A 26,651-nucleotide genomic window follows, 5' to 3' on the forward strand; every position below is an offset into this window, starting at 1 on the left:
AGTGCCGCGCTGCGTGAGTGCCTGAGACAGAACCGCGGCCACTGTGCCATCGTATGTCCAGCAATCAGAATTTTTCCGGATCCGGGGAGGCGTCATGCAGGTAAACCATCCCATGCGATCACAGAACCCTGCCCGGCTTCGGCGCTGGGCCCTGGTGATGATGACCGGCGCCCTGCTGGCACTGGCTTCCCTCGCCCATCAGGTTTTTGCCCAGCAGAAGGCTTCCGAGACCGCTCTGGTGCTTACAGTTGAGGGCGCCATTGGCCCCGCGACCATGGACTATGTCACCCGGGGTATTCGCAGGGCCGAATCTGAGGGTGCCGGCCTGGTGATCATTGAAATGGACACCCCGGGCGGCCTGATGGATTCCATGCGGGATATCATCAAGGTGATTCTTGCCTCTGAAGTTCCCGTGGCTACCTATGTTTCCCCGCAGGGCGCCCGGGCCGCCAGCGCTGGCACGTTTATTCTCTATGGCAGTCACATTGCCGCCATGGCCCCTGCGACCAACCTGGGCTCTGCGACGCCGGTTCAGATGGGCGGCCTGCCGGGCAGCCCGGAACCGGAGAGCGATCCGGCCTCCGGCGAGCCGCAAACGGAGGAAGGCTCTGATTCCGAATCCGGGTCTTCGTCTGACGGCGAACAGCAAGCCAGCGACGATGACGGCAAACGGCGCGGTGGTACCGCCATGGAACGCAAGGTTCTGGAAGACGCGGTCAGTTATATTCGCGGGCTGGCGGAACGTCACGGCCGGAATGCCGAGTGGGCCGAGGAAGCCGTCCGTGAGGCGGTGAATCTCGGTGCCGATGAGGCCCTGGAAAAGAACGTCATCGACGTGGTCGCACCCAACATTCAGGACTTGCTGCAGCAAATGGATGGCCGGACCGTTCGCATGGCGTCGGGCGACATGACCCTGAATACGGCCAGTCTGGAAATCGCCCGGTCCCAGCCGGACTGGCGCACCCGCCTGCTGTCGGTGATCACCGATCCGAACGTTGCCTACTTCCTGATGATTATCGGCTTCTACGGCATCATCTTCGAACTGGCCAACCCCGGTGCCGTGGTGCCGGGCGTGATTGGCGCTATCTCGCTGATTCTCGCGCTCTTTGCCTTCCAGGTTCTGTCGGTGAATTATGCCGGCCTGGCATTGATCATCCTCGGGTTGGCGTTCATCGTGGGGGAGGCGTTTGTGCCCAGTTTCGGGATATTGGGGGTCGGCGGCATTGTCGCTTTTGTGACCGGTTCGATCATCCTGATGGATGGCAGTCACCGGGATATTTCGCTACCGACAATTGGCGGCACCGCCGTGGTGGCCGGTGGCTTTATCCTCTGGACGGTGACCCGCTTCATCGGCCTGCGTCGACGGCATCCGGTCAGTGGGGCCGAGCAGATCACCCATGAGGAAGCCGTGGCACTGGACGAGTTCTCGGGAGAGCATGGCCACTACCGTGGTCATGTCCGGCTTAGCGGTGAGCGTTGGAATGCCATCAGCGAAGCGCCTGTCAAGGAGGGTGACCGGGTTCAAGTGACAGCAATTGAAGGTTTGACGGTAACCGTCAGGGTCATCCAGGAAAGCGGTTGACCCGGCAGACAAAGTAACGGCAATACAAGGAGGCCGTATGATTGGCGATCTGATTCCCTATCTGGCACCAACGGTGGTGTTACTGCTCATTCTTGCTTCGGCCATCAAGATCCTGCCGGAGTACGAGCGTGGCGTTGTGTTCTTTCTCGGGCGGTTCCAGGGTGTCAAAGGCCCGGGGCTGATCATCGTCATTCCCGGCATTCAGCAGATCGTGCGGGTGGATCTGCGGGTAATCACCCTGGATGTTCCCAGCCAGGACGTCATCTCCCGCGATAACGTGACGGTACGGGTGAATGCCGTGCTTTACTTCCGTGTCGTGGATCCCGAGCGGGCGATTATCCGGGTGGAGGATTTCAATTCCGCGACCAGTCAACTGGCCCAGACCACGCTGCGGTCGGTGCTGGGCAAGCACGATCTCGACGAAATGCTGTCAGAGCGGGACAAGCTCAATTCGGATATCCAGGAAATCATCGATGCCCAGACCGAGGAATGGGGCATCAAGGTGGCCAACGTGGAAATCAAGCACGTGGATCTCAACGAGTCCATGATTCGTGCCATTGCCCGCCAGGCCGAGGCCGAGCGCGAGCGGCGTGCCAAGGTCATCCACGCCGAGGGCGAATTACAGGCGTCCAAGAAGCTGGTGGAAGCGGCGGATGTCATGTCTACCAACTCCGGTTCCATGCAGCTGCGTTACCTGCAGACCCTGGCGGATATGAGCAATACCAATTCATCCACCATTGTGTTTCCGCTGCCAATGGAGTTGATGACCACGTTCCTGAAGGAAAACAAACCCTTTACGCCTGATAAGCCCGATCCGGACAAACCCGAACCCGAGGCATAAAAAAAGGCCGGCATTGCCGGCCTTTTCTGTTACGTATCAGCCTTACTTCTGGCTGGCACGCTCGAGCATACGCTTGGCACGCTCGTTTGCTTCGTCAGCGGCTTTCTGGGCTGCCTTGGCAGCGGCCAGAGCTTCTTCTGCAGTCTGCTGGGCAGTACGTGCAGAGCTTGCAGCGCTGTTAGCGGTGTTCATTGCATTTTCAGCAGTGCGCTCAGCGGAGCTGGCGGTTGCATTCGCTTCGTCGAGGGCGCCTTGGTCAGTCGTGGCACAACCTGCAGTCAGAGCAGTGGCCAGTGCAATCCCGGCGATCGTCAGTTTACGCATTGTAAATCCCCTTATTGGTCGAGTTATTTCCTGTGATCCGAAAGTCAGTATAGACGACTTCCTGTCAACCTGTGCCCGATAGGCATAATAGGCATTGACTACCGGAGTCGTTAAACAGTGTAAAACACTGTAAGCCAAAATGTTAACTCAGGATAGGTAAATATTCTTAGCGTATGACAACAACTTAATTCTGCTGTCAGGCTTTTCTCAGGGGTGAATGCTGATCGGGGTCCCGTTCGACACCAGTTGCCAGATTTCGTCCATCTCTTCGTTGGTCACGGCAATACAGCCATCGGTCCAGTCCAGACCGGTGTAGGCGAAGGCCATGTCGCCCACGTTATTGGGCAGGCCATGGATCATGATGCTGCCACCGGGATCCAGGCCCCAGGCGGATGCCAGTTCCCGATCCCGCTCACTGGGATAGGAGATGTGGATGGATTTGTAGAAATCGCTCTCGGCATTGCGCCAGTCCAGCGTGTAGTCGCCTTCGGGGGTGCGTTCGTCACCTTCATACAGCTTGTGACCTTCCGGGTTGTCGCCCAGGGAAATGCGGTAGCTGCGAACCACGTCTTCGCCGTCCATCAGGTACAGGCGACGCTCTCCCTTACGGACGACCACCTTGCTGACACTGCCGATATCCGCGGGCTCATACAGGGACGCACCGGGCATGCGGGTGTCGGCTTTCGCCAGCAGCTCGGTGGCGAAGGCATTCGGCGCGAGCCCCAGACAGAGCAGGGCGAGAGTGGATAGCAGGGCGCGGAAAATACTCATGTCCTTAACTTACCAATGATTAATCTTTGTACAGGCGTTTTATACCACAGCCTGCAAGGGATCTGTTAAGGGGTTTTGTTAACTTTTTTGGCTATCTGGTTCGTTGTTCAGCCATTTTGTGAACTGTCCATCTTCAGACCCACCTTGGTCACCTGGTCAGCGCTGGTGGCCCGGGCAACCAGAGTCACCGGGCCGAGGGTCACAACATCGCCAACAACGGGGTGACCTTTGGTGCGCCGGGCAAAGCACTCGGCCAGGGACAGTTCCGGTGGCAGGTCATCAAATTCGATGCCGTAGACCTGCTCGACATCGCCGAGCAGGGCATCGCCGTTGAGCACGAAATCACCAAAGAATGCCCGCTCGGCAAGGTATTTGGGCGCGTGGCGGCCGCTAAGTGCCTTGCCCAGTTCCGGCAATACGCTGGGGGTTGCGAACATGGCAACCATATCCCCGCTGGATACCTCAAGATCGGCTTTCGGCTGTAAACAGACCCGGTTACGGAATACCCCGGCCACAGCGGTGTTCTCCGGAAAGCGCAACTGGCTGAGTCGGCGTGGCGTTTCCCAGATTTCGCCCCGCAACGGGAACAGCATCAATTCGTGGTCGCCCGCCGCCGGGGCATCCAGGGGCAGCCTTCGGTACGGGTCTTCACCGGCGGGCACTTCCAGGCGAAGTTTCCGGGCCAGTGGCGTCATGGTGGTGCCCTGCACCAGGAGCGAGACCAGAACGATAAAGAAGGCGGCGTGGAACACCAGCTGGGCTTCCGGCAAGTCCGCAATGATCGGGAACAGGGCCAGCACGATCGGCACAGCTCCTCGCAGGCCGACCCAGCTGATAAAGCCGAGCTCGCGGCGGTTAAAGGCAAACGGCCAGAGGGTCAAAATGACGGTCAGCGGGCGGATAATGAAAATCAGGGAGAGGGCCAGTATTAACCCACCGCCGGCCAGCGGAATCAGGTCCGAGGGGGTTACCAGTAGTCCCAGCATCAGGAACAGGCACAGTTGGGCCAGCCAAGCCAGACCATCGTGCACCTGCAGGATCATCGGCATCATCCGGACATGGCGGTTACCGATCACCACCCCGGTCAGATAAATGGCCAGAAACCCGCTGCCGCCGAGGGCGTTTGTGGCGGAAAACACCGAAATGCCCGCAGCTGCCACCAGCAAGGGATACAGGGAGGGCGTCAGGCGGATACGATTGGCTAGCTCCACCACGGCAAAACCGCCAATAATCCCGGCAACCGCGCCGATGCCGAACTGTTGCACGAGCATGGTCAGGGCGGCCCAGCCCGCGTGATCGCCATCGTTACCGATGAGCGTGACCAGCATCAGGGTCAGGAAAATCGCCATGGGGTCGTTACTGCCGGATTCGATCTCCAGGGTGGCACTGACCCGTTCGTTCAGGTGCAGGCCCCGCCCCTGAAGCAGCGAAAACACGGCTGCGGCATCGGTGGATGAGATGATGGCGCCAATCAGCAGGGCCGTCAGCCAGTGCAGGTCGAACACCCACCAGGCCACAACTGCGGCACCAGCGGCGGTCATCGCGACCCCGAGTGTAGCGAGCACCAGGGCGGGTTTCAGCCCCACGCGGAAGGTTTCCGCACGGGTGCGCATGCCGCCGTCCAGCAGGATCACGCCCAGCGCCAGATTGGCAATCAGGAACGCGAGCTCGAAATCGTCGAACTGGATGCCACCCGGGCCGTCCTCGCCCATCATCATGCCGACCACCAGAAAGATCAGCAGCACCGGCATGCCCACCCGGCTGGAAAGCGGGCTGAGCACAATACTGATGACCAGCATCAGGGCGCCAATCAGAGTCAGGGTGGGATCCATTGTTGCTCCAGACAGAATGCTTGCCCATTGCCGGGCGGACCGCTTATATTGCTTTCGCGGCCCTTTTTTTGCGGGTGTAGTTCAATGGTAGAACGGCAGCTTCCCAAGCTGCATACGAGGGTTCGATTCCCTTCACCCGCTCCAAACCACTATTCTTCTACGCCCTCGTATCTCCATTAAAGTCTTTTTTATCAATGCATTAAGACTAATTCTTACCCTTGTACGTCTTGATAGATCCCTGTACGTCGGGCCCCGTTGTGTATAGCGATTTGTATGGTAATTTCAAAGGCGAACTCAGCCATACAAATACAGGGATCGCAATGAAGCGTCATGAAATCAAAAGAACTCCCCTCGCCGAGACGGTGCTGCGGAGTCTTGAACCTGAAAACAAACTTTACCGGATCAAGGACGGTTCAAACCAGCTTCATTTCACCGTGGCTGTCAACGGATCGAAGCGCTGGGAAGTCAGATTCAAGAGGCTTGATGGTAAATGGAGCTGGATGGGTGTTGGTGGTTATCCGGCTGTGAGCGCCAAGCTTGCCCGAAAACAGGCCGACTTTATTCAGGCGCTTGTGTCGGATGGGAAGGATCCGCGGGAGGTCCGTCGCGCTGAAGCGGAAGCTAAAAAGACTTTGATTGAACATCCTTTCTCAGAGTCGTGCGAGTTTTGGTACAACAAGAAGCTTGAGGAAGGCTATGCAAAGAGCACTGCCAAACAGATGCGGGGGTATCTCGACAACGACATCTTGCCGGAGCTTGGAAAATTCCCTGTCAGGCAGATTACGCCGAAGCAGTGCGCTGATCTGCAGCACAAGATCGAACTGAGTCAAAGCCTCGACAAAAGTAAGAAGGTTCGCCAGGCACTGAACCAGATCTTTCGCTATGCCATTGGTCGCGGAATTTGCGATAACAATCCGGCGTCTGAGCTTAGGTATATCGCCACACGGAGAGGCTCTAAAACGCCGTTTCCCCATCTTTTGGAGCCAGAGCTGCCTGATTTTCTGAAGGCTCTGGAGTGCTCCAACGCGCGGACGCAAACCATCATAGCGACGAAAATGACTCTGCTAACCGCGTCACGACCAGGAATGGTTGTGAAAGCGGAGTGGACTCACGTAAACCTGGACCAGGCGTTTTGGGTTGTTCCAGACGGAAACATGAAAAACAGAAAACAGCACATTGTTCCGCTCTCCACCCAGCTCGTGGCCCTGCTGAGAGAGCTCAAGGCAATCACGGGCCGATCTCGCTATCTGTTTCCGTGTATTGGACCAAAGAACCCAACCATGCCAACAGACTCAATAAACAAGATGCTTCGTGGAATCGGTTATAAAGGACGTTTGACCGGCCATGGTTCCCGTCACACAGCCTCTACCCTCCTCCATGAGCATGGCTGGTACCATTTCCACATTGAAGCTCAGCTTTCCCATAAGATGCCCGGCGTGGCAGGGGTATACAACCAGGCCGGTTACCTGGATGCATGTCGGGTAATGATGCAATGGTATGCGGACTATCTGGATGCCCTCAGAGAGGGGCTCACAGAAGACAAGAGAGCGGATTTCGAGCAACGTGTTATTCAGGCCATGCAGCGCTACCGGCCGGTCGATGCCTCCCAAAACATCGCTGCTTAAAGTTGGCCGCCCTCGTCTAAATCATCTTTTTGCGAAATTAGACCCGACACAAGTGCTCAAAGCGTTAATAATATAGGTGTCGTTCTTAACAAACTCAGGAGCGACACCTATGTCCAGAAAGATTCAAAAAATCCTTATCCGCCAGAAAACCCTGATGGAGATGCTCGATCTCTCCAGTAGTGGGTTCTACGAACTTCGTAAGCGTGATCCCAGCTTTCCCAAGCCGATTAAAGATGGCAACTCCCAGCAGGCCCCAGCTTTCTACGTCTACGAAGAAGTCCGCTGCTGGCTCATTGAGCGAATGAATGCTAGGGACAAGCAGGACTCCTGATGTCGATTTTGGAGACAGAGTCGCATACTGCTTGTCGGTTCTCGACGGCAAGCTTTCTTGCCGTCGGGTTTTGTTCCTCCATTTACATTGACCACTTTGAGAAGGCAGGAAGAACGATGCTCTCTGTCGTGGCTTACAAGTAATATCTGCCTAAAACCCCTCTTGCTGCCGATCAATGTAGGTCTATGCAGCACAATGCAGTTGTTACACTCCAGTTGCCTCTATATATTGTTCCCTAACGAAGTGAGCACCGTGAGCGCCAGATCACGTGAGCTAGCCTGAACAAGAGACGGGGAATGAGTAGATGACTGAGCTGGATGACCGATGGTTGTCAGTCAATGAAATCGCGAAATACCTTGGGGTCAGTGGCGACACGATCTATCGGTGGATTGATAAGCAAGCCATGCCAGCTCATCGGGTAGGCCGAGCCTGGAAGTTCAAGAAAGACGAGGTAGATGCATGGGTACGCAGTGGCGGAGCAAGCGATGGAAGTAGCGCCGATGCCTGATCAGAAACAGCTTGCCCGTTTCGGTTTTCGGTTTGAGCGCGGAGGCGCCCACAGCTCCCGTACAATGATGCTTGATGAACTAACTGCACTGCTCGATTACGTGAACCGTCCAGAGGCCACCAAGGCCGATTACCTGAATGCCATAGATGAAGACAACTGCCTCGGCAAACGCTCAGGAAAAACCCGTCGCCTCACGTACAAGCATTTGGCTGAGCTTTATTCGCTCGACACAGCCCATGTGCTTTTCCGTGCCTTGCTGTACTTCTGGCAGCGAGATGAAGCAGGTCGGCCGATGCTGGCGCTGCTGGCTACTTACTCCAGAGACTCTATCTTCCGTGCCAGCGCACCAATGATTCTCAAGACTCCCGAAGGTTCAGTTATTACCCGTGAGTCGGTAGAGGAACTGATCGACAGCCTGGAGCCAGGCCGGTTCAGCAAAGCGACTTTGAAATCCACAGCCCAGAACATCAACTCCAGCTGGACCAAATCCGGCCACCTTACAGGCCGAAACAAGAAAACCCGTAACCGAGCTGCCCCTACAGCAGGCAGTGCGGCGTACGCTCTGTTGCTGGGCTACCTGGCCGGTGCACGGGGACAAGGCCTGTTCAGTACGGAATACACAAAGCTGCTGGACTGTTCCCGGGAAAAGACCATTGAATTGGCCGAGCAGGCCTCACGTAGAGGCTGGATAACCTACAAGCGGGTGGGGGATGTGATCGAAGTGCTTTTTCCCAACCTAATCAATCAGCAGGAACAGGAGTGGTTGCGTGAGCAGGGTTAAGCGCCTGATTCAATCGTACGGACGGCACATTGCTATCCCCTGGAGGGATGATGCCGCCGCAGCCCAGCGGGTGGTTTTCTGCGTTTACAATGAAAACGAAGAGCGTTGGCTCAGAGCCCGGGTAGACGAGTTTGAAATTGTCACCCGGCAGGCGGGTCATGAATGGGTTCTGTTTGATTTGACCAATACTTTTGCAGCCTGGCTAGCTACCCAGAGATACGCAAAGAGCTATTTCCAGAAACCGCACCTGTTGGCCACCGTGCTGCCCAAATACCTGGACTACATCGTCAACGAGTTTGAGAGCGCTCTGAAGGAAAAAAATTCAGACGACAACACGGTAGTGGCTGTGCAGGGTGTTGGCTCGCTATTCGGTTTTCTGAAGGTCAAAGACGTTGTGGATAGGTTGGCTCCCCTGGTTGAGGGGCGGCTGCTGGTTCTATTTCCAGGCAGCTATGAAAACAACAACTACCGGTTATTGGATGGTTACGACGGGTGGAACTATCTCGCAGTACCAATAACCGCAGACAAGGATTAAGGAAGAGGTTGTTCATGAAGAATCGTGAGATTTATCAGAAAGATCCGACCACCCAAAAGTTGGCCAACGAAGGGGTGGCCAATGTTAACGATGAAACTACCAGCCACGCCTTGGCAGTGCTCCGTTACGAGCTCGAAACCTTCGTTTGTGACGGTCAGTACGAAAAAGGCATGTCCCACATTCTGGAAACCTTTCTGAAGAACGTAGACCAGGCGCAGCAGCCCGCCGTTTGGGTCAGCGGGTTTTACGGCTCTGGTAAGTCTCACCTCGTCAAAATGCTAAGAGCGCTGTGGGTAGATACTCCGTTCGAAGACGGTGCTTCCGCCAGGGGCATTGCCAGACTCCCCCAAGGCGTAAAGGAAAACTTCAAAGAATTAAGCGTACAGGCCAAACGCCACGGCGGCTTGCATGCCGCATCCGGAACTCTGGGTTCTGGGGCCAGCGGGAGTGTGCGCCTGGCACTGCTGCGAATCTTGTTCAAGTCGGTTGGTTTGCCAGAACAATACCCCGTGGCCCGCTTCGTGATGTGGTTGAAGCACGAAGGTATTTACGATCAAGTTCGTCAGGGTGTTGAGTCTAACGGTTACGACTGGCAGGAAGAGCTGGATAATTTCTACGTAGCCGAAGGCCTCCATGAAGCACTGGTTAAAGCCAAGCCCGGACTGTTCTCCTCGCCCGCTTCCTGCGTGGAAACCCTGAATAACCTGTATCCGTTCGTTCAGGACATTTCCAGCGACGATATGCTGAAAGCCATTCGCCACGCGCTGACTGTAGATGGCAAATTTCCGCTCACATTGATCGTTCTGGACGAAGTGCAGCAGTTCATTGGCGAGGATAGTCAGCGTTCTATTGCAGTGCAGGAAGCGGTCGAGGCCTGCAGCAAAAGCTTCGGTGGAAAACTGCTCTTTATTGGCACCGGGCAGACTGCCGTTACCGGCACCAGCAACCTGAAAAAACTCGAAGGGCGTTTCACTATCCGCGTCGAATTGTCCGACGCCGACGTTGATGCCGTTATCCGACAGGTGATTCTCGCGAAGAAGCCGGAAGCGAAAGGCCCGATTGACGAGGTTATGCAAACCAACCTTGGGGAAATATCCCGGCACCTGGCGGGCACCACCATTGGCCACCGGCAGGATGATCTGGCTTACTTCCCTCAGGACTACCCGATATTGCCGGTGCGTCGCCGCTTCTGGGAAAACACCCTGAGAATACTGGACCAGACCGGCACCGACAGTCAGCTGCGTAACCAGCTCAGCATGATTCACAAAGTCATCCAGACCAACCTGGATGATCCACTCGGCCATGTGGTACCGGCGGATTATCTTTACTTCGATTCCGCAGACAAACTGCTGCAAGCCCGAATTCTGCCCCGCAAGGTTCATGAAAAAACCATGAGCTGGATAAAAGGGACGGAAGACCAGCGCCTGATGGCCCGTGCTTGCGGCCTGGTGTTTCTGATCAACAAGCTGGGCGGTCAGAACAATGAAATCGGCATTCGTGCGAACGTCGATTCACTGGCAGATCTGCTGGTAGAAGATCTGTCCAGTGGTAGCAGCAGCCTGCGCAGCAAGCTCCCTGGCCTGCTGGATAATTGCGAATTGCTGATGAAAGTGGGCGAGGAATATCGCATCCAGACTGAAGAAAGCTCCGCCTGGACCGACGAATTCCTCAGCCAGCGTTCCGCGCTCTCCAATGAAGCCCATCGCATTCACGCAGAACGGGACGACCGCATACGCCGCATGTTCGGCGAGGTCGCGCGCAAACTGTCGCTGATGCAGGGCGACGCGAAGGTTACCCGGGATATCTACCCGGTGTTTGATGCCCAGCTACCGGCGGATGCCAACGAGCGTATCTGCGTGTGGGTACGTGATGGCTGGAGCAGTGATGAAAACTCCGTCCGGGCCGATGCCCGGCAAGCCGGGAACCAGTCGCCTACCGTTTTTGTGTTCATCCCCAAGCGTTCGGCGGACGATCTGCGCCATCACCTGATCGACTACAAAGCGGCCAGCGCAACCCTGGACAAGCGCGGTTCCCCCAACACGCCGGAAGGCACTGAAGCCAAAGCGGCCATGGAAACCACCAAACAGACCGCCGAAGGCAAAATCCGGGAATTGCTCAGCGAAGCCTTCTCCGGCGCCCGGGTCTTCCAGGGTGGTGGAAATGAAATCCTCGGTAACAATTTGCAGGACATGGTGCTGGAAGCGGCTGGCAACTCGCTGCAACGCTTGTACCCCAACTTCCACATTGCTGACCACAGCGGCTGGCAAAAAGCTTACGAAAAGGCGAAGACTGGCGCGCCGGATGCACTCAAAGCCGTCGGGGATGACGGCGAACCCGGCAAGAACCCGGTCTGTAAAGCCATTTTGGGCTTCATTGCCGGTGGCAAAAAAGGTGCGGACATACGCGCTCACTTTGAAGGAAAAGATTTCGGCTGGTCCCGCGATGCAGTGGATGGCGGCCTACAGGTACTGCTGGTGGCTGGAATCATCCGGGCCCAGGACGACCGTGGGCAACCCATCGAGCCTTCCGCCCTGGAGCGCAAGAGCATTGGTAAAACCCTATTCAAAGTGGAGTCCGCCAATGTCACCACACCGCAGCGTATCCAGATCCGCAAAGTGCTCCAGAAAGTGGGTGTATCCGCCAAGCAGGGCGAAGAACTGGCGCACGTGCCATCGTTCCTGCAGAAAGTCAGTGACCTGGCCGACAAAGCCGGTGGCGAAGCCCCCAAACCCGAACGCCCGGACACCCGCTTCCTTGATGATATCCGCCTGACAACCGGTAACGAACAACTGCTGGCCCTGTATAACCGCCGGGAAGAACTCGTTCAAAGCATTGAGCACTGGGAGAAGCTGGCAGAACAAATCCAGCAACGCTGGCCGAGCTGGATGGTTCTCAAACGCCTGGTAAACCACGCATCCGCTCTGGCCGATGCCGAGGTGTATCGCGCCCAGGTAGACACCATCGAACAACAGCGCCAACTGCTGGAAGAGCCAGACCCGATCAACCCGTTGATCACCAGCCTGACCCAGAGCCTGCGCGAAGCCCTGAACACCCTGAACCAGGACTACCAGGCCCGGCACGAACAGGGCATGAACCGCCTGGAGGGAGACGGAAACTGGAAGCAGCTGGAGCCGGAGCAGCGTAACCAGCTGCTGTCCGAGCAGAAGCTGACCCTGGCTGATCAGCCGAAAGTGGCCGTTCAGTCCACGGAGGAAGTACTGAACACCCTGGACCAATGCTCACTGGCCATGTTCGCAGACAGGGTAGCTGCGCTACCCAGTCGTTTCGATAACGTAGCGGTATCTGCCGCCGAGTTATGCGAGCCGGAAATTCAATTTGTATCGGTACCACGCCGCACGCTTAAAACCGAGGCAGACGTTGATGCCTGGGCGGAAGAAGTGAAAGAACAGCTGAAAAAGGCCCTGGAAAAAGGCCCGATTTCCGTCAAATAAAGAGTGCGACAGATATCATGAGAACCGCCGCCAACATTGAGGCCCTGCTGCCAGAGCTGGACCACTGCATAGCCGACGAACTGGAAGACCAGGACCTCGACTTCAAACAGTGGGACCTGAAAAGCCGGGACAACGCGGTAAAAACCGTGGTCCAGATGGCCGTGTGCATGGCCAATGGAGGTGGCGGTACCGTGGTGTTTGGCGTGGCCGACCGCATACAGGGCCGAAGTAGCGCCATTCTGGGAGTGCCACCAGAAATCGACGCAAACCTGCTGAAAAAGGCCGTCTACGACCAGACCGATCCAAAAATCATGCCGGTATTCGAAGAGCTGGCCGTGCCGGAAGGCACCGGCCGGTTACTGTTGATGCAGATTCACCCTGGTATGCCGCCGTACACGGACACCGCAGGGCGAGGGACCATTCGCGTCAGCAAAGACTGCGTTCCGCTGACCGGCACACTGCGCCGGAAGATCAGTGTCGAAACCGGCGAAACCGATTACACCGCAGAAGCCGTTGCTCCTGTGGATAACTCCCTGCTGTCCGCCACAGCGTTGGAAGCACTGCGCAATCAGGCAAGTAAGGAGCGTGCGCCGGAAGACTTGCTGAGGCTATCGGACACTGAACTTCTGTCCACTCTCGGGCTGATCAAACAGGGCAAACTCACCAGGGCCGCTATTCTGCTGGCCGGCACCGAGGCGGCCATCCGGGAACACCTGCCCGGCCACAACTGGACTTTCCTGCAAATGACCTCGGATACCGACTACGGCATCCGGGAGGATCGGGTCAGCGCTTTGCCTTTGTCCGTTCAGCGCATAGAAGAACTGCTGGTGCCCTTTAACCCCATCACCACCTACAAACAGGGCATGTTCCACTACGAATACCGAACCTGGCCGGAAATAGCCGTGCGCGAAGCGCTGATGAACGCCTTCTGCCATGCGGACTTGCGCATAGCCGGGCCGGTGATGGTCAAGCTGTATGCTGATCGGCTGGAAATCAGCAATAACGGGGGCTTTATTGCCGGTATTACCCCCAACAACATCCTTCATCACCAACCCGCTGCCCGAAACCCTTTACTGGTGGAAGCCCTTACCCGGCTGCGCCTGGTAAACCGCAGCAACCTCGGCATTAACCGCATGTTCTCCGCCTTGCTGATGGAAGGCAAAGAACCGCCTCAGATCCGGGAGATTGGTGACTCGGTGCAGGTCAGTTTTCCCAAGCGGGAGCTGAACGCCACCTTCCGCCTGTTTGTGGCGGAGGAAAGTGAGCACGGGCGTAACCTGGGCGTGGATGAACTGATGCTGCTGCAATACCTGCTCCAGCATCCGGAAATAGACACCAACACCGCAGCCAGTCTGTGCCAGCGTGGCGAAGCGGAGATGCGCGAAAAGTTATCCACAATGGAGTCGGCAGGTTACATCGAACACGGGGGTACCGGGCGAGGCGCTTACTGGTGCATTCAGCCCGAGCTATACAATCGGTTGGCCGAGGACGGCCAGGGCGAAGCCCGCCGCCGAATCGACTGGGAAGCCGCCAAAACCCGCGTACTCAGTATTCTGATGGAGCGTGCCCGTCGTAACGAGCCGGGCCTGAGCAACAAGGACATCCGGCAAATTACCCGCTTTGATCGCAACCAGGCCCGGCGCCTGATGCAGGAGCTGATGCAGGAGAACGCCGGCCTCCAGAAGGTGGGGGAGCGGCGCTGGGCGCGCTATGAATACAGCAATGCGCGTGAGCATTGAAATTCGCATAGACCGAATTCTATGCGCATACTATGCGTTTAATAAATAAAGTGCGCATATCGGTGCGTACCGATGCGCCAGGAAAAGCGCTTTAAGGATTGGAGAAGTAAAAGAACATGCAGCCACTCGACAAGACACTCAGAAACCAACTGGAACGCGCCGTTAAAAACGCCCGCGACACCGCCGAAACCGGTGCCCGCGCCGCGTTGGACCAGCTGGGTGTGGCAGACCCCACACCGGCCGCGCACTTGAGCGAGACAGAGCGGGAGCTGCGCCGCCGCTTGCGCGCCCACGGGCGGCAGTTGGGTGACTCCCTGAACGGTGGCAAGGTCCAAAGCATGGACCGTTTGGTGGAAGAGGTTGCCTACGAGCACTGGCACCGCATGCTCTTTGCCCGCTTCCTGGCGGAAAACGACCTGCTCATGTACCCGGACCCGGACGAACCGGTAGCCATCACCCTGGAAGAGTGTGAAGACCTGGCAGCCGATGAAGGCGCCGCCAACGGCTGGGAACTGGCTGCCCGCTATGCGGCCCGTATGCTGCCGCAGATTTTCCGGTTGGACTCCCCGGTCTTCCAGCTCACGCTGCCACCGGAGCACCAACAGGCCCTGGAACGCCAGGTCGCGGGTCTGCCGCTGGAAGTGTTCACCGCCTCCGACAGCCTGGGCTGGGTTTACCAGTTCTGGCAGGCCAGGAAGAAGGAACAGGTTAACCAGTCCGAGGTTAAGATCGGCGCCCGGGAGCTCCCCGCCGTTACCCAGCTCTTCACCGAGCCCTACATGGTCAGCTTCCTGCTCGACAACGCCCTCGGTGCCTGGTGGGCGGCCCGGCAGCTCAGTGAAAGCGACCTGAAGCACGCTGAAAGCGAAGAAGAACTGCGGGAGAAGGCTTCTATCCCCGGCGTGCCGTTGGAATACCTACGCTTTGTCAAAATCCCCTCTCCCCTCGCGGGAGAGGGCCAGGGAGAGGGGGAAGAAATTTGGACACCGGCCGCCGGCACCTTCGATGCCTGGCCGGAACAACTGGCCGACCTGAAAACCCTGGACCCCTGCTGCGGCTCCGGCCACTTTCTGGTGGCCGCCTTCCTGATGCTGGTGCCCATGCGCATGGAGCGCGATGGTTTGTCCGCTCGGGACGCCGTGGATGCCGTGTTGCGTGAGAACATTCATGGTCTGGAGCTGGACCAGCGCTGTGTCGAACTGGCTGCCTTTGCATTAGCCCTGACGGCCTGGAAATACCCCGGCGCGGAGGGCTACCGACCATTGCCGGAGCTGCACCTGGCCTGTACCGGCCTGTCGATCAGCGCCAAGAAAGACGAATGGTTGGCGTTGGCAGGCGAAAATACGAATCTGCAGATAGTGCTCGAAGAGCTGTATAAGCAGTTCGAGGATGCCCCAGTTCTAGGTAGCTTAATAAATCCGGAGATAAGCTTGGGGAAAGGGTCCCTGTTTGAACTGAGATGGGAAGAAGTCGAGCCACTTTTGTCGCAAGCATTGTCTGAGCTGAAAGATATCGATAAAAGTGAACTTGGGGTGGTTGCAAAAGGTACCGCCAACGCTGCCAAGATTCTTACTGAAAAATTTCAGTGGGTAATCACAAATGTTCCATTCAAGGAGACAAAGCAGCTAGTTGAAGCCAGCCAAGATTATATTGAGAAAAACTATGCAGCCGGAAAATCGAATTTAGCAACTGCGTTTATTCTACGGATAAAGGATATTCTAGCCGTAGGAGGAAATGCATCTGTGGTCACCCCTCATGAATGGCTGTTCCTAAAGTCTTATGAAAAAGTACGTGAGCGCCTTTTAAAAGAGGCTACTTGGAACAGTTTGGCTGACCTTGGAGAGCAAGCGTTTGAGAGCCCGCAGGCAGCTGGGGCTTTTGCGGCATTGATTTCATTCACAAAAGGCGAACCAAGGCCAGAAGATTGCTATCTCGGTATCAACGCAACTGTTCAAAAAGGAGTAGTGCAAAAAAACCTTTATCTGAAAAATGCAGTAACGGAAAGATATTTCCAGAGTCAACAGTTGACTAACCCCGATTACAGAATTGGCCTATTCGATGCATCTGATTACCCGTTGCTCTCAACTATTGCCGGGTCTTATGTTGGCCTTCAAAACGGTGACACCCCGAGATTTGTCTTTCTTTTCCATGAAGTTGAGTGGCCGAACCAAGTCTGGAGCTTTTTCCAGCTGCCCTGTTCTACCTCAGAGAAGTTCACAGGAAGAGATGGTGCAATCCGGTGGGAGCAAGGAAAGGGAGAACTTCAAACATCACCCTTGGCATACATAAAAGGTAAAGAAGCATGGGGTAAGCCTGGGGTTGCAATTCGGCAAACTCGCACTCTTCCAGCTACGCTGTATTCAGGAAACCTATACGACCAATCCAGTGCTGCAATTATTCCCGCTGAAGAGGATCATTTGCCAGCAATTTGGTCTTTTTGCTCAAGCCAAGACTTCCACGACGAAGTCAGAAAAATCGACAAGAAGAAAAATGTAACTAATGCCACATTGGTAAAAATCCCCTTCGATATAGGTTATTGGCAAGAAGTCGGCGAAAACAAATACCCCCACGGTTTGCCCAAACCCTACACTAACGACCCCACCCAATGGATCTTCCACGGCCACCCCTGCGGTTCAGTTGTGTGGGACGAAGAACAAAAGTGGACAGTCGCAGGCCCGCTGCGCACCGACGACACAGTCCTACAAGTCGCCGTTGCCCGCCTGCTCGGCTACCGCTGGCCCGCCGAACTGGATAACGGCATGGAGCTGGCCGACGAGCAGCGTGAGTGGGTTAAGCGCTGCGAAACCCTGCTGTCCTTCGCCGATGAAGACGGCATTGTCTGTATTCCCCCGGTGCGCGGAGAAGCCTCCGCGGCAGACCGTCTGCTGAACTTGCTGGCCGCTGCCTATCAACAGCAGGGGGGCGATGCCTGGTCCACCGATGTTCTGGCAGAACTTCTCAAGAGTGCCGGCCACGCCGGCAAAACCCTGGAAACCTGGCTGCGAGACAAGTTCTTCACTCAGCACTGCAAACTCTTCCAGAATCGTCCCTTTATCTGGCACATCTGGGACGGCTTGCCGGATGGCTTCTCGGCTTTGGTCAACTACCACCAGCTCGACCGCAAGAACCTCGAAACCCTGATCTACACATACCTGGGTGACTGGATCGGCCGCCAGAAGCAGGACACGAACAATGGCATCGACGGTGCCGAAGAACGACTCGCCGCTGCCGAAGCCCTGAAGAAAAAGCTGGAGCAGATCCTCGAAGGCGAAGCCCCCTACGATATCTTCGTGCGCTGGAAGCCCATAGAACAACAACCGATCGGCTGGGAACCAGACCTCAACGACGGCGTGCGCCTAAACATCCGCCCCTTCATGACCGTCGCGGATGTGAAAAAGAAAGGTGCCGGCATCCTGCGCGACAAACCCAACATCAAATGGACCAAGGACCGTGGCAAGGATGTGGAATCCGCGCCCTGGTACCACAAATTTGGTGGCGAGCGGATTAATGATCATCATCTGACGTTGGCTGAGAAACGTTCTGCTCAGGAGAAAATCCTGAAGAAAAAGAACAAAGCTGAAGCAGGAGGCATCAGGTGACCTTGGCTTTCGTCAACACAGTCTATGAGGACAACCATGAAAGTGTCTCTTGGCGAGGAGTGGAGCTCTGTGACTGCGAAGACCTCGACAGCTACTTGGCCGGTTCTGTTAGGGAAAGGCTTGATGATGATGAAGCTACTGAGGATTTTAGAGGCCACCTGAGAGGACTTGAATTGACCGGGATGGGCCGGGTCCACCTCGAAGAAATTCTAAGTTCCGATGCATCCGAAACGCGTGATTGGGCGGCTGGAGAAGCATTAGCAGAACGCTTCTTGATGGATGCTCACTGCATAGAGTTCCCTTGGAATATGGAGCGCGATAAAAGAAATCCATTTGGCTCCTTACCCGGTGCTGATCTGGTTGGTTTCGTTAAACGTGACGATGGCTACAAGCTTGTGCTGGGGGAAGTAAAAACTTCAAGTGAGGAAAAACATCCGCCCCAGGTAATGTCCGGGCGAAGTGGCCATCTCGGCCACCAAATAGACAGACTGGCACACGATTTCACAATCCTTTGCCAATTACTAAAGTGGCTATTGCCGCGGGTTAAGTCGGGAGACTATGAAGCTGCTTTCGATGAAGCCTGCAAGGAGTTCTTTAATTCTGGGAAAAAGGCTGTAGTGCTGTTTGGTATTTTGGTTCGCGACACTGACCCCGACTCACGCGACCTTTCAGGGCGTGGCACAGCTCTACGAAAGAAATTAGATGAACCGACATTATGCGACTTAATTGCTATACACCTGCCATGGGGTAACGATCAGCTAATTGCTCACCTTCGTTCAGGAGGTGTGAAATGAATCACTGGTTACTCGATTCGATTGTGGATAAGCGAAAGTCTGCATTAGAAGCGGCTGACAATCTACAAGTCCATGATGAATTATTATCATCCGATATTCAGGTCGACTTTGAGCCTTTGGCAGACGTGGCGAATGCCCTTGAGCTTGCAACCATGGATCTTATTTCAGGTCGGTTTGAAGAGGACGAAGTCCGCGAAAAGGCGATGCGTGAAGCTGCAGTAGATGCTTTTCGCCTATTCAGAGCACTTCCAAGGTCGGAAGACTCATTAGCCGATGGCATGCAAATTTTGCGTGCAGCAGCGTTGGCGGTTGTCGGCGATCGAGGGTCCGACGCGGCTAGATGGCTCAGGACTATTGATGCGCAAGGAAAATGGCCAGCCTTACCCATCGACTCTGCCGACTGGGGACAAAGAACTTGGGCGACAGTTATCGACATATGGCTGCGCCTGATCAGGAAAAAGGGCTGGGATGATCGCGATTGCATCCTTCACCGTATTGCGGATCTCCGGAGGAGCCAAGAGGAGTTTGAAAGCACTTACCTTAGTGAAATCGCCCCCCAAAGGGCTAAGGCTTCTGCCCTTGAGCTTATTGGTCTGTACCATTTAACAAAAGCGGCAGAGATATTCGCCCATTTCATGACAGATGGGGTGGTTGATGGAAATCATCAGGTCCAGCAATTGCTAGACACTCATATTGACCGGGCATTAGCAGCTTGTGAGCCTGCCAGACTCTTAACACTGGAGCCTCTAACTCGACTACTTTCCTGTGCGTCAACCCAGATGGTTAATAATTCCATTTGGACCGTAACGCGAGCCGTTAACTCTCGGGTTACGCAATTCGTCAGAACCTTAGTCGACAGAGGAAGAGGGGATCGCGTCCTATTTGATGTTCTGCCACCTCAACGCCGCACCCTTGCGGAACAGGGGCTTTTAGGTTCCAGTCGCCGAGCAGTCGTAGTGAGCCTGCCAACATCAAGCGGAAAAACGTTAATTGCGCAGTTCCGCATACTCCAGGCCCTGAACCAGTTTGATGAACCCGGAAATGAGGGGTGGGTTGCTTATTTGGCTCCTAATCGAGCTCTCGTTAACCAAGTAGTCCGACAACTACGAAGAGACTTTTCTCAACTGGGGATAATTGTTGAGAAAGTCAGCCCTGCTCTAGAAGTAGATGGTGCAGAAATCGCGCTGCTTTCAGAAACTGACGACAATTCAAAGTTTCGTGTTTTGGTCACAACGCCCGAAAAACTTGACCTCATGCTTCGGCAAGGATGGGAAGAAAAGATTGGGCGCCCATTGACACTTGTTGTTGTCGACGAAGCTCATACTATCCAAGGTCCGTACAGGGGTATAAAACTAGAGCTTTTATTGGCGACAATAAATAAGGAGTGTGAATTTGCGCAATTCCTGCTTCTCACTCCTTTCATTAATAATGCAAGAGAGGTAGCGAGATGGCTTGGCGGTCAGAACTCTGACGATATCAGTTTAGGGCTTGACTGGCAGCCTAATGATCGGGCCATTGGCATTGTTCATGCTGAAAAAGGCGAAAAACTGAATGGCCGCAGCTTTGATTACAGCGTCAATTTTGAAACTGTTCATACTACTAGAAAAACTATATCTATAGATGATTCGATATCGTTCCCAAAAGTTGATGACGTAGCTACCACGTATTCTCAGGCTAAAGATAAAGGGAAAACTGCAGCTATAGCAGCTCAGTTCTTGAAAAAACGTGGGCCTGTGATCGTAATGCATGCAAGGCCAGACTGGGTTTGGGGCTTAGCAGAACGTCTGAGAATTGATGCTAATAGAAAAGCTCAGGACCATGAAGATGTGGCGTTGGTGAAAGAGTACCTTAGATTAGAAATGGGAGAGGATTTTCCTCTCACAAGCCTTCTTTCTTATGGGATTGGAGTGCACCATTCGGGGCTCCCAGAAGAAATACGAGCTTTGATGGAGTGGCTTTTCGAAAATGGAAGGTTGGACTTTTTAGTAGCCACTACAACTATTGCACAAGGGATCAACTTCCCTGTTAGTGGCGTGGTTATGGCGTCCCATCAATACTTTGGCAATGGGTACGCAGAGGACATGCCGCCAGAAGACTTTTGGAACATCGCTGGTAGAGCAGGCCGTGTTTCTCAAGGACAGCTAGGGATTGTAGCGCTGGCTGCTGATGGTGCTCGTCAATCAGCAGTGCTTAGTGAGTTTGTTAATAAAAATACTGGTGATTTAAATTCCTCATTAATAACGATGGCATTAGACGCAATGTCAGAAATGGATGACTTGGGAGGGCTTGTATACAAAAAGCCTGAGTGGTCCAGTTTCCTCCAGTACCTAGCTCATACCTATCGACAAATGGGTGAGCCTGAAGCGTATATTCAGCAAATTGAACAGGTATTACGCGGAACATTAGGGTTCGAAAAATTACGTCTACAACACGGACACCTGGCGCGACGCTTACTATCTGGTGTTGAACACTATTCTGCTTATCTTCAAGAACCCGGGCAGCCTTTGAAGCTAGTCGACAGTACGGGGTTTTCCCTCAATAGTATCCGAACAGTTCTTACAAACAAGGGCAACCTGAACAAGGATTCTTGGGACGGAGGAACACTCTTCGATGTTCGAAATAGAACTTTGGAACAAATGATGGGCGTGCTTCTTCGAGTGCCTGAGCTTCGAGAGAATCTCGAAGCAGCGACCGGCGGATCGGGTAAAGACGGAGATAAACTTGCAAGAATCGTCAAGGATTGGGTAGCTGGAAAGTCGATCACAGAAATATCCGAGAGCCATTTCTCTAAGGTGGGTGACAGTTCGGTCGACTCGATTACAAGATGTGGTCAAAACCTGTTTGGAAGATTAACTCAAACTGCCTCTTGGGGCCTTGGAGCATTGCTATCAATCACCGCTAGCGATATTGAAGACGAGGATTTTAAACGGCTGAGCAACATCCCGTCCCGGGTGTTTTACGGGGTGGACACGGATGAGGCTGTCACAATGCGGCTTTTGGGTGTACCACGATCCGCAGCGAAAGGCGTGGCAGCCCATTGCAGCTCACTCCTCGGTGAACCGCTTCCAAAAATAAGGGCCGCCTTAACAGATCTGAAAGAGTCGGATTGGCAGGCTGCCCTCGGGGAAACTGGGCCCACGTATCGAAAAGTTTGGCGTATCTTGGAAGGGGCAGATGGATGAAAGTCGTTGAGCGTTTAGTTAGGGCCATTCGTGACTCTGCCATCTTCAACCCAGATATTCAGGTAGCCCCCGCCTGCATCCTCTGGCCCGACCGTGATCGCCAATGGGAAGCCGTTATTCCGGTGCTCCAAGCTGAACTGCCAGAGCTGATGGTGCTGGGTGATTACGCTCCGGAGAAACGCACTGGCCCGGCAATTTGGCTTCGATACGCCATTGCCGGGTTCGGGGAAGATATTGAGTTGCCGGAAGGCAAGGCACCGATCCTGTACCTGCCCGGTGTCAGCCGCCAGGACTTGCGGGCGGTGGAGAGCTGCCCCGATGAGTTGAAGCCTTTGGCAGAGCTGCAGTACCGGGGCGTGATCTGGTCTCAGGTGAATGCCAAGGACTGGACCATTCTGGCTTATCTGAAATCCGACCAGGGTGGCCTGGGCCTGGATGTCGCCCAAGACAGCGAAAGCCGCCATGCGATGCAGTTAGCGCTGTACCGTTTGCTGGATGAGGAAGTTGAGCTGCTCAAAGGCAAACGGCTGGATAAAGACTACTTCAATACCCTGTTGACCGGAGGTGATCCCACCCGGGACCTGTTGCTGTGGCTGGACCAGGGTGAAGCATTTCAGGCCACCCGGGGCGAGAACGAATGGCAGGCCTTTGTTTCGGTGTGTCAGTCCCAACTGGCGTTCAATCCGCAGCAAGACGGTATTCTGGCCGGATGTAACAAACTGGCCAATCATGAGGGCCCCTGGCAAGCGGTGTGGGAGCGGTTTTGCGAAGCGCCTAATCGTTATCCACACATTCCGGACCAGATCCGCAAGTGTCAGCCGCCGGCTTTCGATCTGTTCGCGGATGAATCCGTGGCCGGTGGCTGGCCGCAGTGGAACCAAAGCCAGGAAGAGCATTTACGCCGGGATCTGCTGGCACTGAGCAATATGCCGGCTCACAAGGCCATAGCGCAGCTTAAAGACCTGGAGCAAGCCCACGGTGGCCGCCGCTCACTGGTATGGGCTGAGTTGGGCGAGGCATCCCTCGCGTTGGCACTGAAGCACCTGGCGACCATGGCAGAACACGCGAAAACGGCTCTTGCGGCCGGCACGGTTACCGATCTTGCCAATGGCTATGCCAGTACTGGCTGGAAGGTGGATGACAGCGTGATGCGAGCGCTGGCTGAAGTAACCAGCAACGATAACCTGAACGCAGTGACCACAGCCATCCGGTCTGTTTATCTGCCCTGGATGGAAGATTCGGCCCGCTATCTGCAAAAGCATGTGGACGGGGCCAGTTATCCCGGCGGTTCTCATGAGAATGCACCGCCAATCCCGGCTGAGCACGGCGATTGCGTGCTGTTTGTGGATGGTTTGCGTTTTGATACCGGTAAACGTCTGGTTGAGCGGCTGGAAACGGCAGGCTTGGAGATATCCGAAACTCCGGTGTGGACGGCGCTGCCCAGTGTCACGGCCACGGGCAAGGTGGCCGTGTCTCCGGTACGGGACAAGATCAAAGGTGACGACGCGAGCGCTGACTTCGAACCCGCTGTGGCCGAGACAGGCCAATCTCTGAAGGGTGGTTATCACCACAAGAAGCTGTTGAAAGAGGCCGGTTGGCGTGTTCTGGACCGCACGGACAATGGTGATGGCCAGGGCTTTGCCTGGTGCGAGTTCGGCGATATTGATCATGAAGGTCACGACCGGGGCTGGAAACTGGCCAAACACCTGGACAACCTGCTGCAGGAGGTTCAAACCCGGATTACCGAATTACTGGCTGCCGGCTGGAAGCGGGTTCGGGTGGTTACCGACCATGGTTGGCTGTTGTTGCCGGGAGGCTTGCCCAAAACCCAGTTGCCGAGCGTACTCGCTGACAGCAAATGGGGCCGCTGTGCCTCGCTCAAGCCGGGCGCAGACACTCAGGAACGGGTGTTTCCCTGGTATTGGAACCCCAGCCATTATTTCGCGTTGGCCGATGGCGTCAGCTGTTACAAGAACGGCGAGGAGTACGCCCACGGTGGTCTCAGTTTGCAGGAGTGCCTCACTTTACAGTTGGTGGTGACCGGCGCCGCAGGCGCTCAGGCTGCGATAGAGTTCACCGATGTGGTCTGGAAGGGGCTTCGCTGCACGGTAGCCGTGGAAGGTCAGTACAAAGGCCTGAAGCTGGATATTCGTACCCGTGCCGGAGAGGCATCCAGCAGTGTCGTGCTCAGCACTAAGCCGCTGAAGGAAGACGGCAGAGCATCGGTAGTGGTGGAAGACGAAGACATGGAAGGCCAGAACGCCGTGGTGGTGTTGCTGGATGATAACCGGGCTCTGGTAGCCCAGACCGACACAAGGATTGGTGGGGGAGATGTGTGATGGTATTGGATGACATTGATAACAAAGCGGTAGCCGCACTGGATGGCTACCTGGTGCGTAAAGACCTGGTGCGAACTTTCAGCCGCCAGTTTCCGGTGCCTACCTACGTGGTGGAGTTTCTGCTGGGGCGCTACTGTGCAAGCACCGACCAAGAAGAAATTGATGAAGGGCTGGAGATTGTTCAGCGGCAGCTCAAATCCCGCACCGTAAAGGCGGGTGAAGAGGAGTTGTTCAAGGCCCGGGCCAGGGAGAACGGTGAGGTCAAAATTATTGATCTGATTACCGCTCGCCTGGATGCAAAGACCGATAGTTACATCGCAACACTGCCCAGCCTTCGCCTGACGGATGTTCGTATCTCATCAGAGTTGGTGAATGAGCATGAGCGCATGCTTACCGGTGGCTTCTACGCCGAGATTACCCTGAACTACGATGCCGCCATTGCCCAGGAAAACAAAGGCCGGCCATTTGGCGTGGAGTCTTTGCGGGAGATTCAGCTCTCCAAGCGGGATGTGCTGGATAGCCTGGCCGGGGCTCGGAAAGCCTTTACCACGGATGAATGGAAAGCCTTCCTCCTGCGTTCTACCGGTATCGAGATTGAAGGCCTGTCTGAGCGGCAGGTCGATGCCATGCTATTGCGCATGGTGCCGTTTGTTGAGCGCAACTATAACCTGGTGGAGCTTGGCCCCCGTGGCACCGGTAAGAGCCATCTGTTCCAGCAGGTTTCTCCCTACGCCCATCTGATTTCAGGCGGCAAAGCAACCGTCGCCAAGATGTTTGTGAATAACTCGAACGGACAGCGAGGTTTGGTCTGTCAGTACGATGTTGTCTGCTTCGATGAAGTCTCCGGTATCTCTTTCGACCAGAAAGACGGCGTGAACATCATGAAGGGCTATATGGAGTCCGGGGAGTTCAGTCGTGGCAAGGAGAACATCCGTGCGGACGGCAGTATTGTGCTGGTGGGTAACTTCGATGTGGATGTGGAGCACCAGCAGCGTATAGGCCACTTGTTTGGCCCTATGCCGCCGGAGATGAAGGACGATACCGCCTTCATGGATCGTATTCATGCTTTCTTGCCAGGTTGGGATGTGCCCAAAGTCAGCAAGGAGCTGCTGACCAATCATTTTGGTCTGGTGAGTGACTTCCTTTCCGAGTGCTGGAGCCAGCTTCGTAACCAGAGCCGGCTGAGTGTGATTCAAAACCGTGTGTTCTTCGGTGGTGCTTTGTCCGGACGGGACACCAATGCGGTGAACAAGACCATCAGTGGCTTGCTGAAACTGCTGTACCCGGGCGAGGCCCAGATTCCGGACGAAGACATTGAATGGGCGGTACGCATCGCCATGGAAGCCCGGCGCCGAGTGAAAGAGCAGCAGAAACGTATTGGCGCGGCAGAGTTCCGGAATACCCATTTCAGCTATGTGATGGGTGAAGACGGTGTGGAAAAGTTCGTTTCCACTCCGGAGTTGCACAGTGAAAACAGCATTGGTGACGACCCGCTGGAACCTGGCCAGGTTTGGTCTATCTCCCCGGGCACCGGAGAAGAACACCCCGGCCTTTACCGTATTGAGGTGAACGAAGGCCCGGGTTCCGGTGTCAAGGTACTGAATAAACCAGTGCCACCGGCCTTCAAGGAAAGCATTGGCTACGCCGAGCAGAATCTGTACGCCCGATCGGCCCAACTGGTCGGCGACAAAGATCCTCGCCAACACGAATTCACCGTGCAGCTTCGAGCCTTCGACGCTTCCAAATCCGGCACCAAGCTCGGTATGGCCTCACTGATTGCCCTCAGCACCGCTTTGCTGAAGAAAAGCGTTCGAGGCGGTCTGATTATTGTGGGTGAGATCAACCTGGGCGGTTCGGTAGAGCCTGTGCATAACCCGGTGACCGTTGCCGAGATCGCGGTAGAGAAGGGCGCAACGGCCTTGCTGATGCCCGTTGCCTGCCGCCGGCAGTTGTTTGATTTGTCGGACGAGATGGCAACGAAGATCGATATTCAGTTTTACTCTGATGCCCGGGATGCGTTGATTAAGGCGATGGTGGAGTAGCTCTGGATAGCTGAACCCTTGGTTCTAATGGACTCCAAGTGTACTTGAAGTGACCTTTCGGGATGGCCTCGCCGCCACTCGATTTGCTTAAGTCCACTTGGGGTGCATTTGGAGTCCATTACCGTCGTCGCACCCCTCGTTATCAGCCGAATTGATATGGTTAACTAACTGTTCTCATTAAGTAAAAATCTTGAGTTTACGCAGAAAATTCGCGTTTTCACACGTTGAGATCTACGGAGCAGTTTGCCAAACTTCTCATCAAATCCTCGCATCCATTATTGGATTAAGAGGGGTGCTAGCTGAGCATTTTAAATAATCAGCAATTACTTCCGGCTTCGCCGGACTCAGAAACGGTCCCCGTGATCACCCTCCTC

At 55.2% G+C, this 26,651-nt stretch carries 17 protein-coding genes and 1 tRNA gene; 15 read left to right on the forward strand and 3 right to left on the reverse strand.

Going from position 1 to position 26,651, the window contains the following annotated elements:
* Window positions 1–94: 94 nt before the first annotated feature.
* Window positions 95–1,582, forward strand: a complete 1,488-nt coding sequence (locus AC5JQH_RS10185) for an NfeD family protein (RefSeq protein ID WP_493805550.1) — start codon at window positions 95–97, stop codon at window positions 1,580–1,582.
* A gap of 37 nt (window positions 1,583–1,619) precedes the next feature.
* The gene (locus tag AC5JQH_RS10190) at window positions 1,620–2,423 is read left to right on the forward strand and encodes a slipin family protein (protein WP_008176832.1); all 804 of its coding nucleotides are present in this window, start codon (window positions 1,620–1,622) and stop codon (window positions 2,421–2,423) included.
* 42 nt (window positions 2,424–2,465) lie between these two features.
* Here AC5JQH_RS10190 and AC5JQH_RS10195 read toward each other — a convergent pair whose 3' ends face one another.
* The 3 genes from AC5JQH_RS10195 to AC5JQH_RS10205 form a co-directional block, all read right to left on the reverse strand.
* A complete protein-coding gene (locus AC5JQH_RS10195; RefSeq protein ID WP_008176834.1) occupies window positions 2,466–2,747 on the reverse strand; it encodes an Lpp/OprI family alanine-zipper lipoprotein in 282 nt (93 codons plus the stop codon).
* 207 nt (window positions 2,748–2,954) lie between these two features.
* A complete protein-coding gene (locus tag AC5JQH_RS10200) occupies window positions 2,955–3,518 on the reverse strand; it encodes a L,D-transpeptidase family protein (RefSeq protein WP_493805551.1) in 564 nt (187 codons plus the stop codon).
* Between the two features lie 107 nt (window positions 3,519–3,625).
* Window positions 3,626–5,350: a potassium/proton antiporter gene (locus AC5JQH_RS10205; protein WP_273072697.1), complete on the reverse strand. Its 1,725-nt coding sequence runs from the start codon at window positions 5,348–5,350 to the stop codon at window positions 3,626–3,628.
* A gap of 70 nt (window positions 5,351–5,420) precedes the next feature.
* Here AC5JQH_RS10205 and AC5JQH_RS10210 point away from each other — a divergent pair.
* The 13 genes from AC5JQH_RS10210 to brxL all read left to right on the forward strand — a co-directional run bounded on the left by AC5JQH_RS10210 (window position 5,421) and on the right by brxL (window position 26,277).
* Window positions 5,421–5,494: transfer RNA gene (locus AC5JQH_RS10210), tRNA-Gly, on the forward strand.
* 176 nt (window positions 5,495–5,670) lie between these two features.
* Window positions 5,671–6,975, forward strand: a complete 1,305-nt coding sequence (locus tag AC5JQH_RS10215; RefSeq protein ID WP_493805552.1) for a tyrosine-type recombinase/integrase — start codon at window positions 5,671–5,673, stop codon at window positions 6,973–6,975.
* A 109-nt stretch (window positions 6,976–7,084) separates the two neighbouring features.
* Window positions 7,085–7,306 carry a helix-turn-helix transcriptional regulator gene (locus AC5JQH_RS10220; RefSeq protein WP_474546728.1) on the forward strand — a complete coding sequence of 74 codons (222 nt, stop codon included), beginning with the start codon at window positions 7,085–7,087 and terminating at the stop codon, window positions 7,304–7,306.
* A gap of 304 nt (window positions 7,307–7,610) precedes the next feature.
* Window positions 7,611–7,814: a helix-turn-helix domain-containing protein gene (locus AC5JQH_RS10225; protein WP_474546727.1), complete on the forward strand. Its 204-nt coding sequence runs from the start codon at window positions 7,611–7,613 to the stop codon at window positions 7,812–7,814.
* Window positions 7,807–8,595: a hypothetical protein gene (locus tag AC5JQH_RS10230; RefSeq protein ID WP_474546726.1), complete on the forward strand. Its 789-nt coding sequence runs from the start codon at window positions 7,807–7,809 to the stop codon at window positions 8,593–8,595. The genes AC5JQH_RS10225 and AC5JQH_RS10230 overlap by 8 nt, the downstream gene beginning before the upstream one ends.
* Window positions 8,582–9,130 carry a BREX protein BrxB domain-containing protein gene (locus AC5JQH_RS10235; RefSeq protein WP_474546725.1) on the forward strand — a complete coding sequence of 183 codons (549 nt, stop codon included), beginning with the start codon at window positions 8,582–8,584 and terminating at the stop codon, window positions 9,128–9,130. Before AC5JQH_RS10230 ends, AC5JQH_RS10235 begins: the two co-directional genes overlap by 14 nt.
* 14 nt (window positions 9,131–9,144) lie before the next feature.
* Entirely contained in the window at window positions 9,145–12,582 is a 3,438-nt protein-coding gene (gene brxC / locus AC5JQH_RS10240) for a BREX system P-loop protein BrxC (protein WP_493791701.1), read from the forward strand.
* Window positions 12,583–12,599: 17 nt separating this feature from the next.
* Complete coding sequence (locus AC5JQH_RS10245; protein ID WP_493791700.1) at window positions 12,600–14,321, forward strand: ATP-binding protein; 1,722 nt, start codon at window positions 12,600–12,602, stop codon at window positions 14,319–14,321.
* 116 nt (window positions 14,322–14,437) lie between these two features.
* A complete protein-coding gene (locus tag AC5JQH_RS10250; RefSeq protein ID WP_493791699.1) occupies window positions 14,438–17,920 on the forward strand; it encodes an Eco57I restriction-modification methylase domain-containing protein in 3,483 nt (1,160 codons plus the stop codon).
* Window positions 17,917–18,714: a hypothetical protein gene (locus tag AC5JQH_RS10255; RefSeq protein ID WP_493791698.1), complete on the forward strand. Its 798-nt coding sequence runs from the start codon at window positions 17,917–17,919 to the stop codon at window positions 18,712–18,714. The genes AC5JQH_RS10250 and AC5JQH_RS10255 overlap by 4 nt, the downstream gene beginning before the upstream one ends.
* Entirely contained in the window at window positions 18,711–21,896 is a 3,186-nt protein-coding gene (locus AC5JQH_RS10260; protein WP_493791697.1) for a DEAD/DEAH box helicase, read from the forward strand. The genes AC5JQH_RS10255 and AC5JQH_RS10260 overlap by 4 nt, the downstream gene beginning before the upstream one ends.
* On the forward strand, window positions 21,893–24,235 hold the full coding sequence (gene pglZ / locus AC5JQH_RS10265) for a BREX-1 system phosphatase PglZ type B (protein ID WP_493791696.1): 2,343 nt from the start codon (window positions 21,893–21,895) through the stop codon (window positions 24,233–24,235). Before AC5JQH_RS10260 ends, pglZ begins: the two co-directional genes overlap by 4 nt.
* Window positions 24,235–26,277, forward strand: a complete 2,043-nt coding sequence (brxL, locus tag AC5JQH_RS10270) for a protease Lon-related BREX system protein BrxL (protein ID WP_493805553.1) — start codon at window positions 24,235–24,237, stop codon at window positions 26,275–26,277. Before pglZ ends, brxL begins: the two co-directional genes overlap by 1 nt.
* Window positions 26,278–26,651: the final 374 nt, after the last annotated feature.

The sequence above is a fragment of the Marinobacter sp. H13 genome (assembly GCF_059072335.1).

Bases quoted from the DNA above. Each gene is read 5' to 3' on its own strand.
- AC5JQH_RS10185 (WP_493805550.1), top strand. From the start codon at position 95: ATGCAGGTAAACCATCCCATGCGATCACAGAACCCTGCCCGGCTTCGG.
- AC5JQH_RS10190 (WP_008176832.1), top strand. From the start codon at position 1,620: ATGATTGGCGATCTGATTCCCTATCTGGCACCAACGGTGGTGTTACTG.
- AC5JQH_RS10195 (WP_008176834.1), bottom strand. From the start codon at position 2,747: ATGCGTAAACTGACGATCGCCGGGATTGCACTGGCCACTGCTCTGACT.
- AC5JQH_RS10200 (WP_493805551.1), bottom strand. From the start codon at position 3,518: ATGAGTATTTTCCGCGCCCTGCTATCCACTCTCGCCCTGCTCTGTCTG.
- AC5JQH_RS10205 (WP_273072697.1), bottom strand. From the start codon at position 5,350: ATGGATCCCACCCTGACTCTGATTGGCGCCCTGATGCTGGTCATCAGT.
- AC5JQH_RS10215 (WP_493805552.1), top strand. From the start codon at position 5,671: ATGAAGCGTCATGAAATCAAAAGAACTCCCCTCGCCGAGACGGTGCTG.
- AC5JQH_RS10220 (WP_474546728.1), top strand. From the start codon at position 7,085: ATGTCCAGAAAGATTCAAAAAATCCTTATCCGCCAGAAAACCCTGATG.
- AC5JQH_RS10225 (WP_474546727.1), top strand. From the start codon at position 7,611: ATGACTGAGCTGGATGACCGATGGTTGTCAGTCAATGAAATCGCGAAA.
- AC5JQH_RS10230 (WP_474546726.1), top strand. From the start codon at position 7,807: ATGCCTGATCAGAAACAGCTTGCCCGTTTCGGTTTTCGGTTTGAGCGC.
- brxC (WP_493791701.1), top strand. From the start codon at position 9,145: ATGAAGAATCGTGAGATTTATCAGAAAGATCCGACCACCCAAAAGTTG.
- AC5JQH_RS10245 (WP_493791700.1), top strand. From the start codon at position 12,600: ATGAGAACCGCCGCCAACATTGAGGCCCTGCTGCCAGAGCTGGACCAC.
- AC5JQH_RS10250 (WP_493791699.1), top strand. From the start codon at position 14,438: ATGCAGCCACTCGACAAGACACTCAGAAACCAACTGGAACGCGCCGTT.
- AC5JQH_RS10260 (WP_493791697.1), top strand. From the start codon at position 18,711: ATGAATCACTGGTTACTCGATTCGATTGTGGATAAGCGAAAGTCTGCA.
- pglZ (WP_493791696.1), top strand. From the start codon at position 21,893: ATGAAAGTCGTTGAGCGTTTAGTTAGGGCCATTCGTGACTCTGCCATC.
- brxL (WP_493805553.1), top strand. From the start codon at position 24,235: ATGGTATTGGATGACATTGATAACAAAGCGGTAGCCGCACTGGATGGC.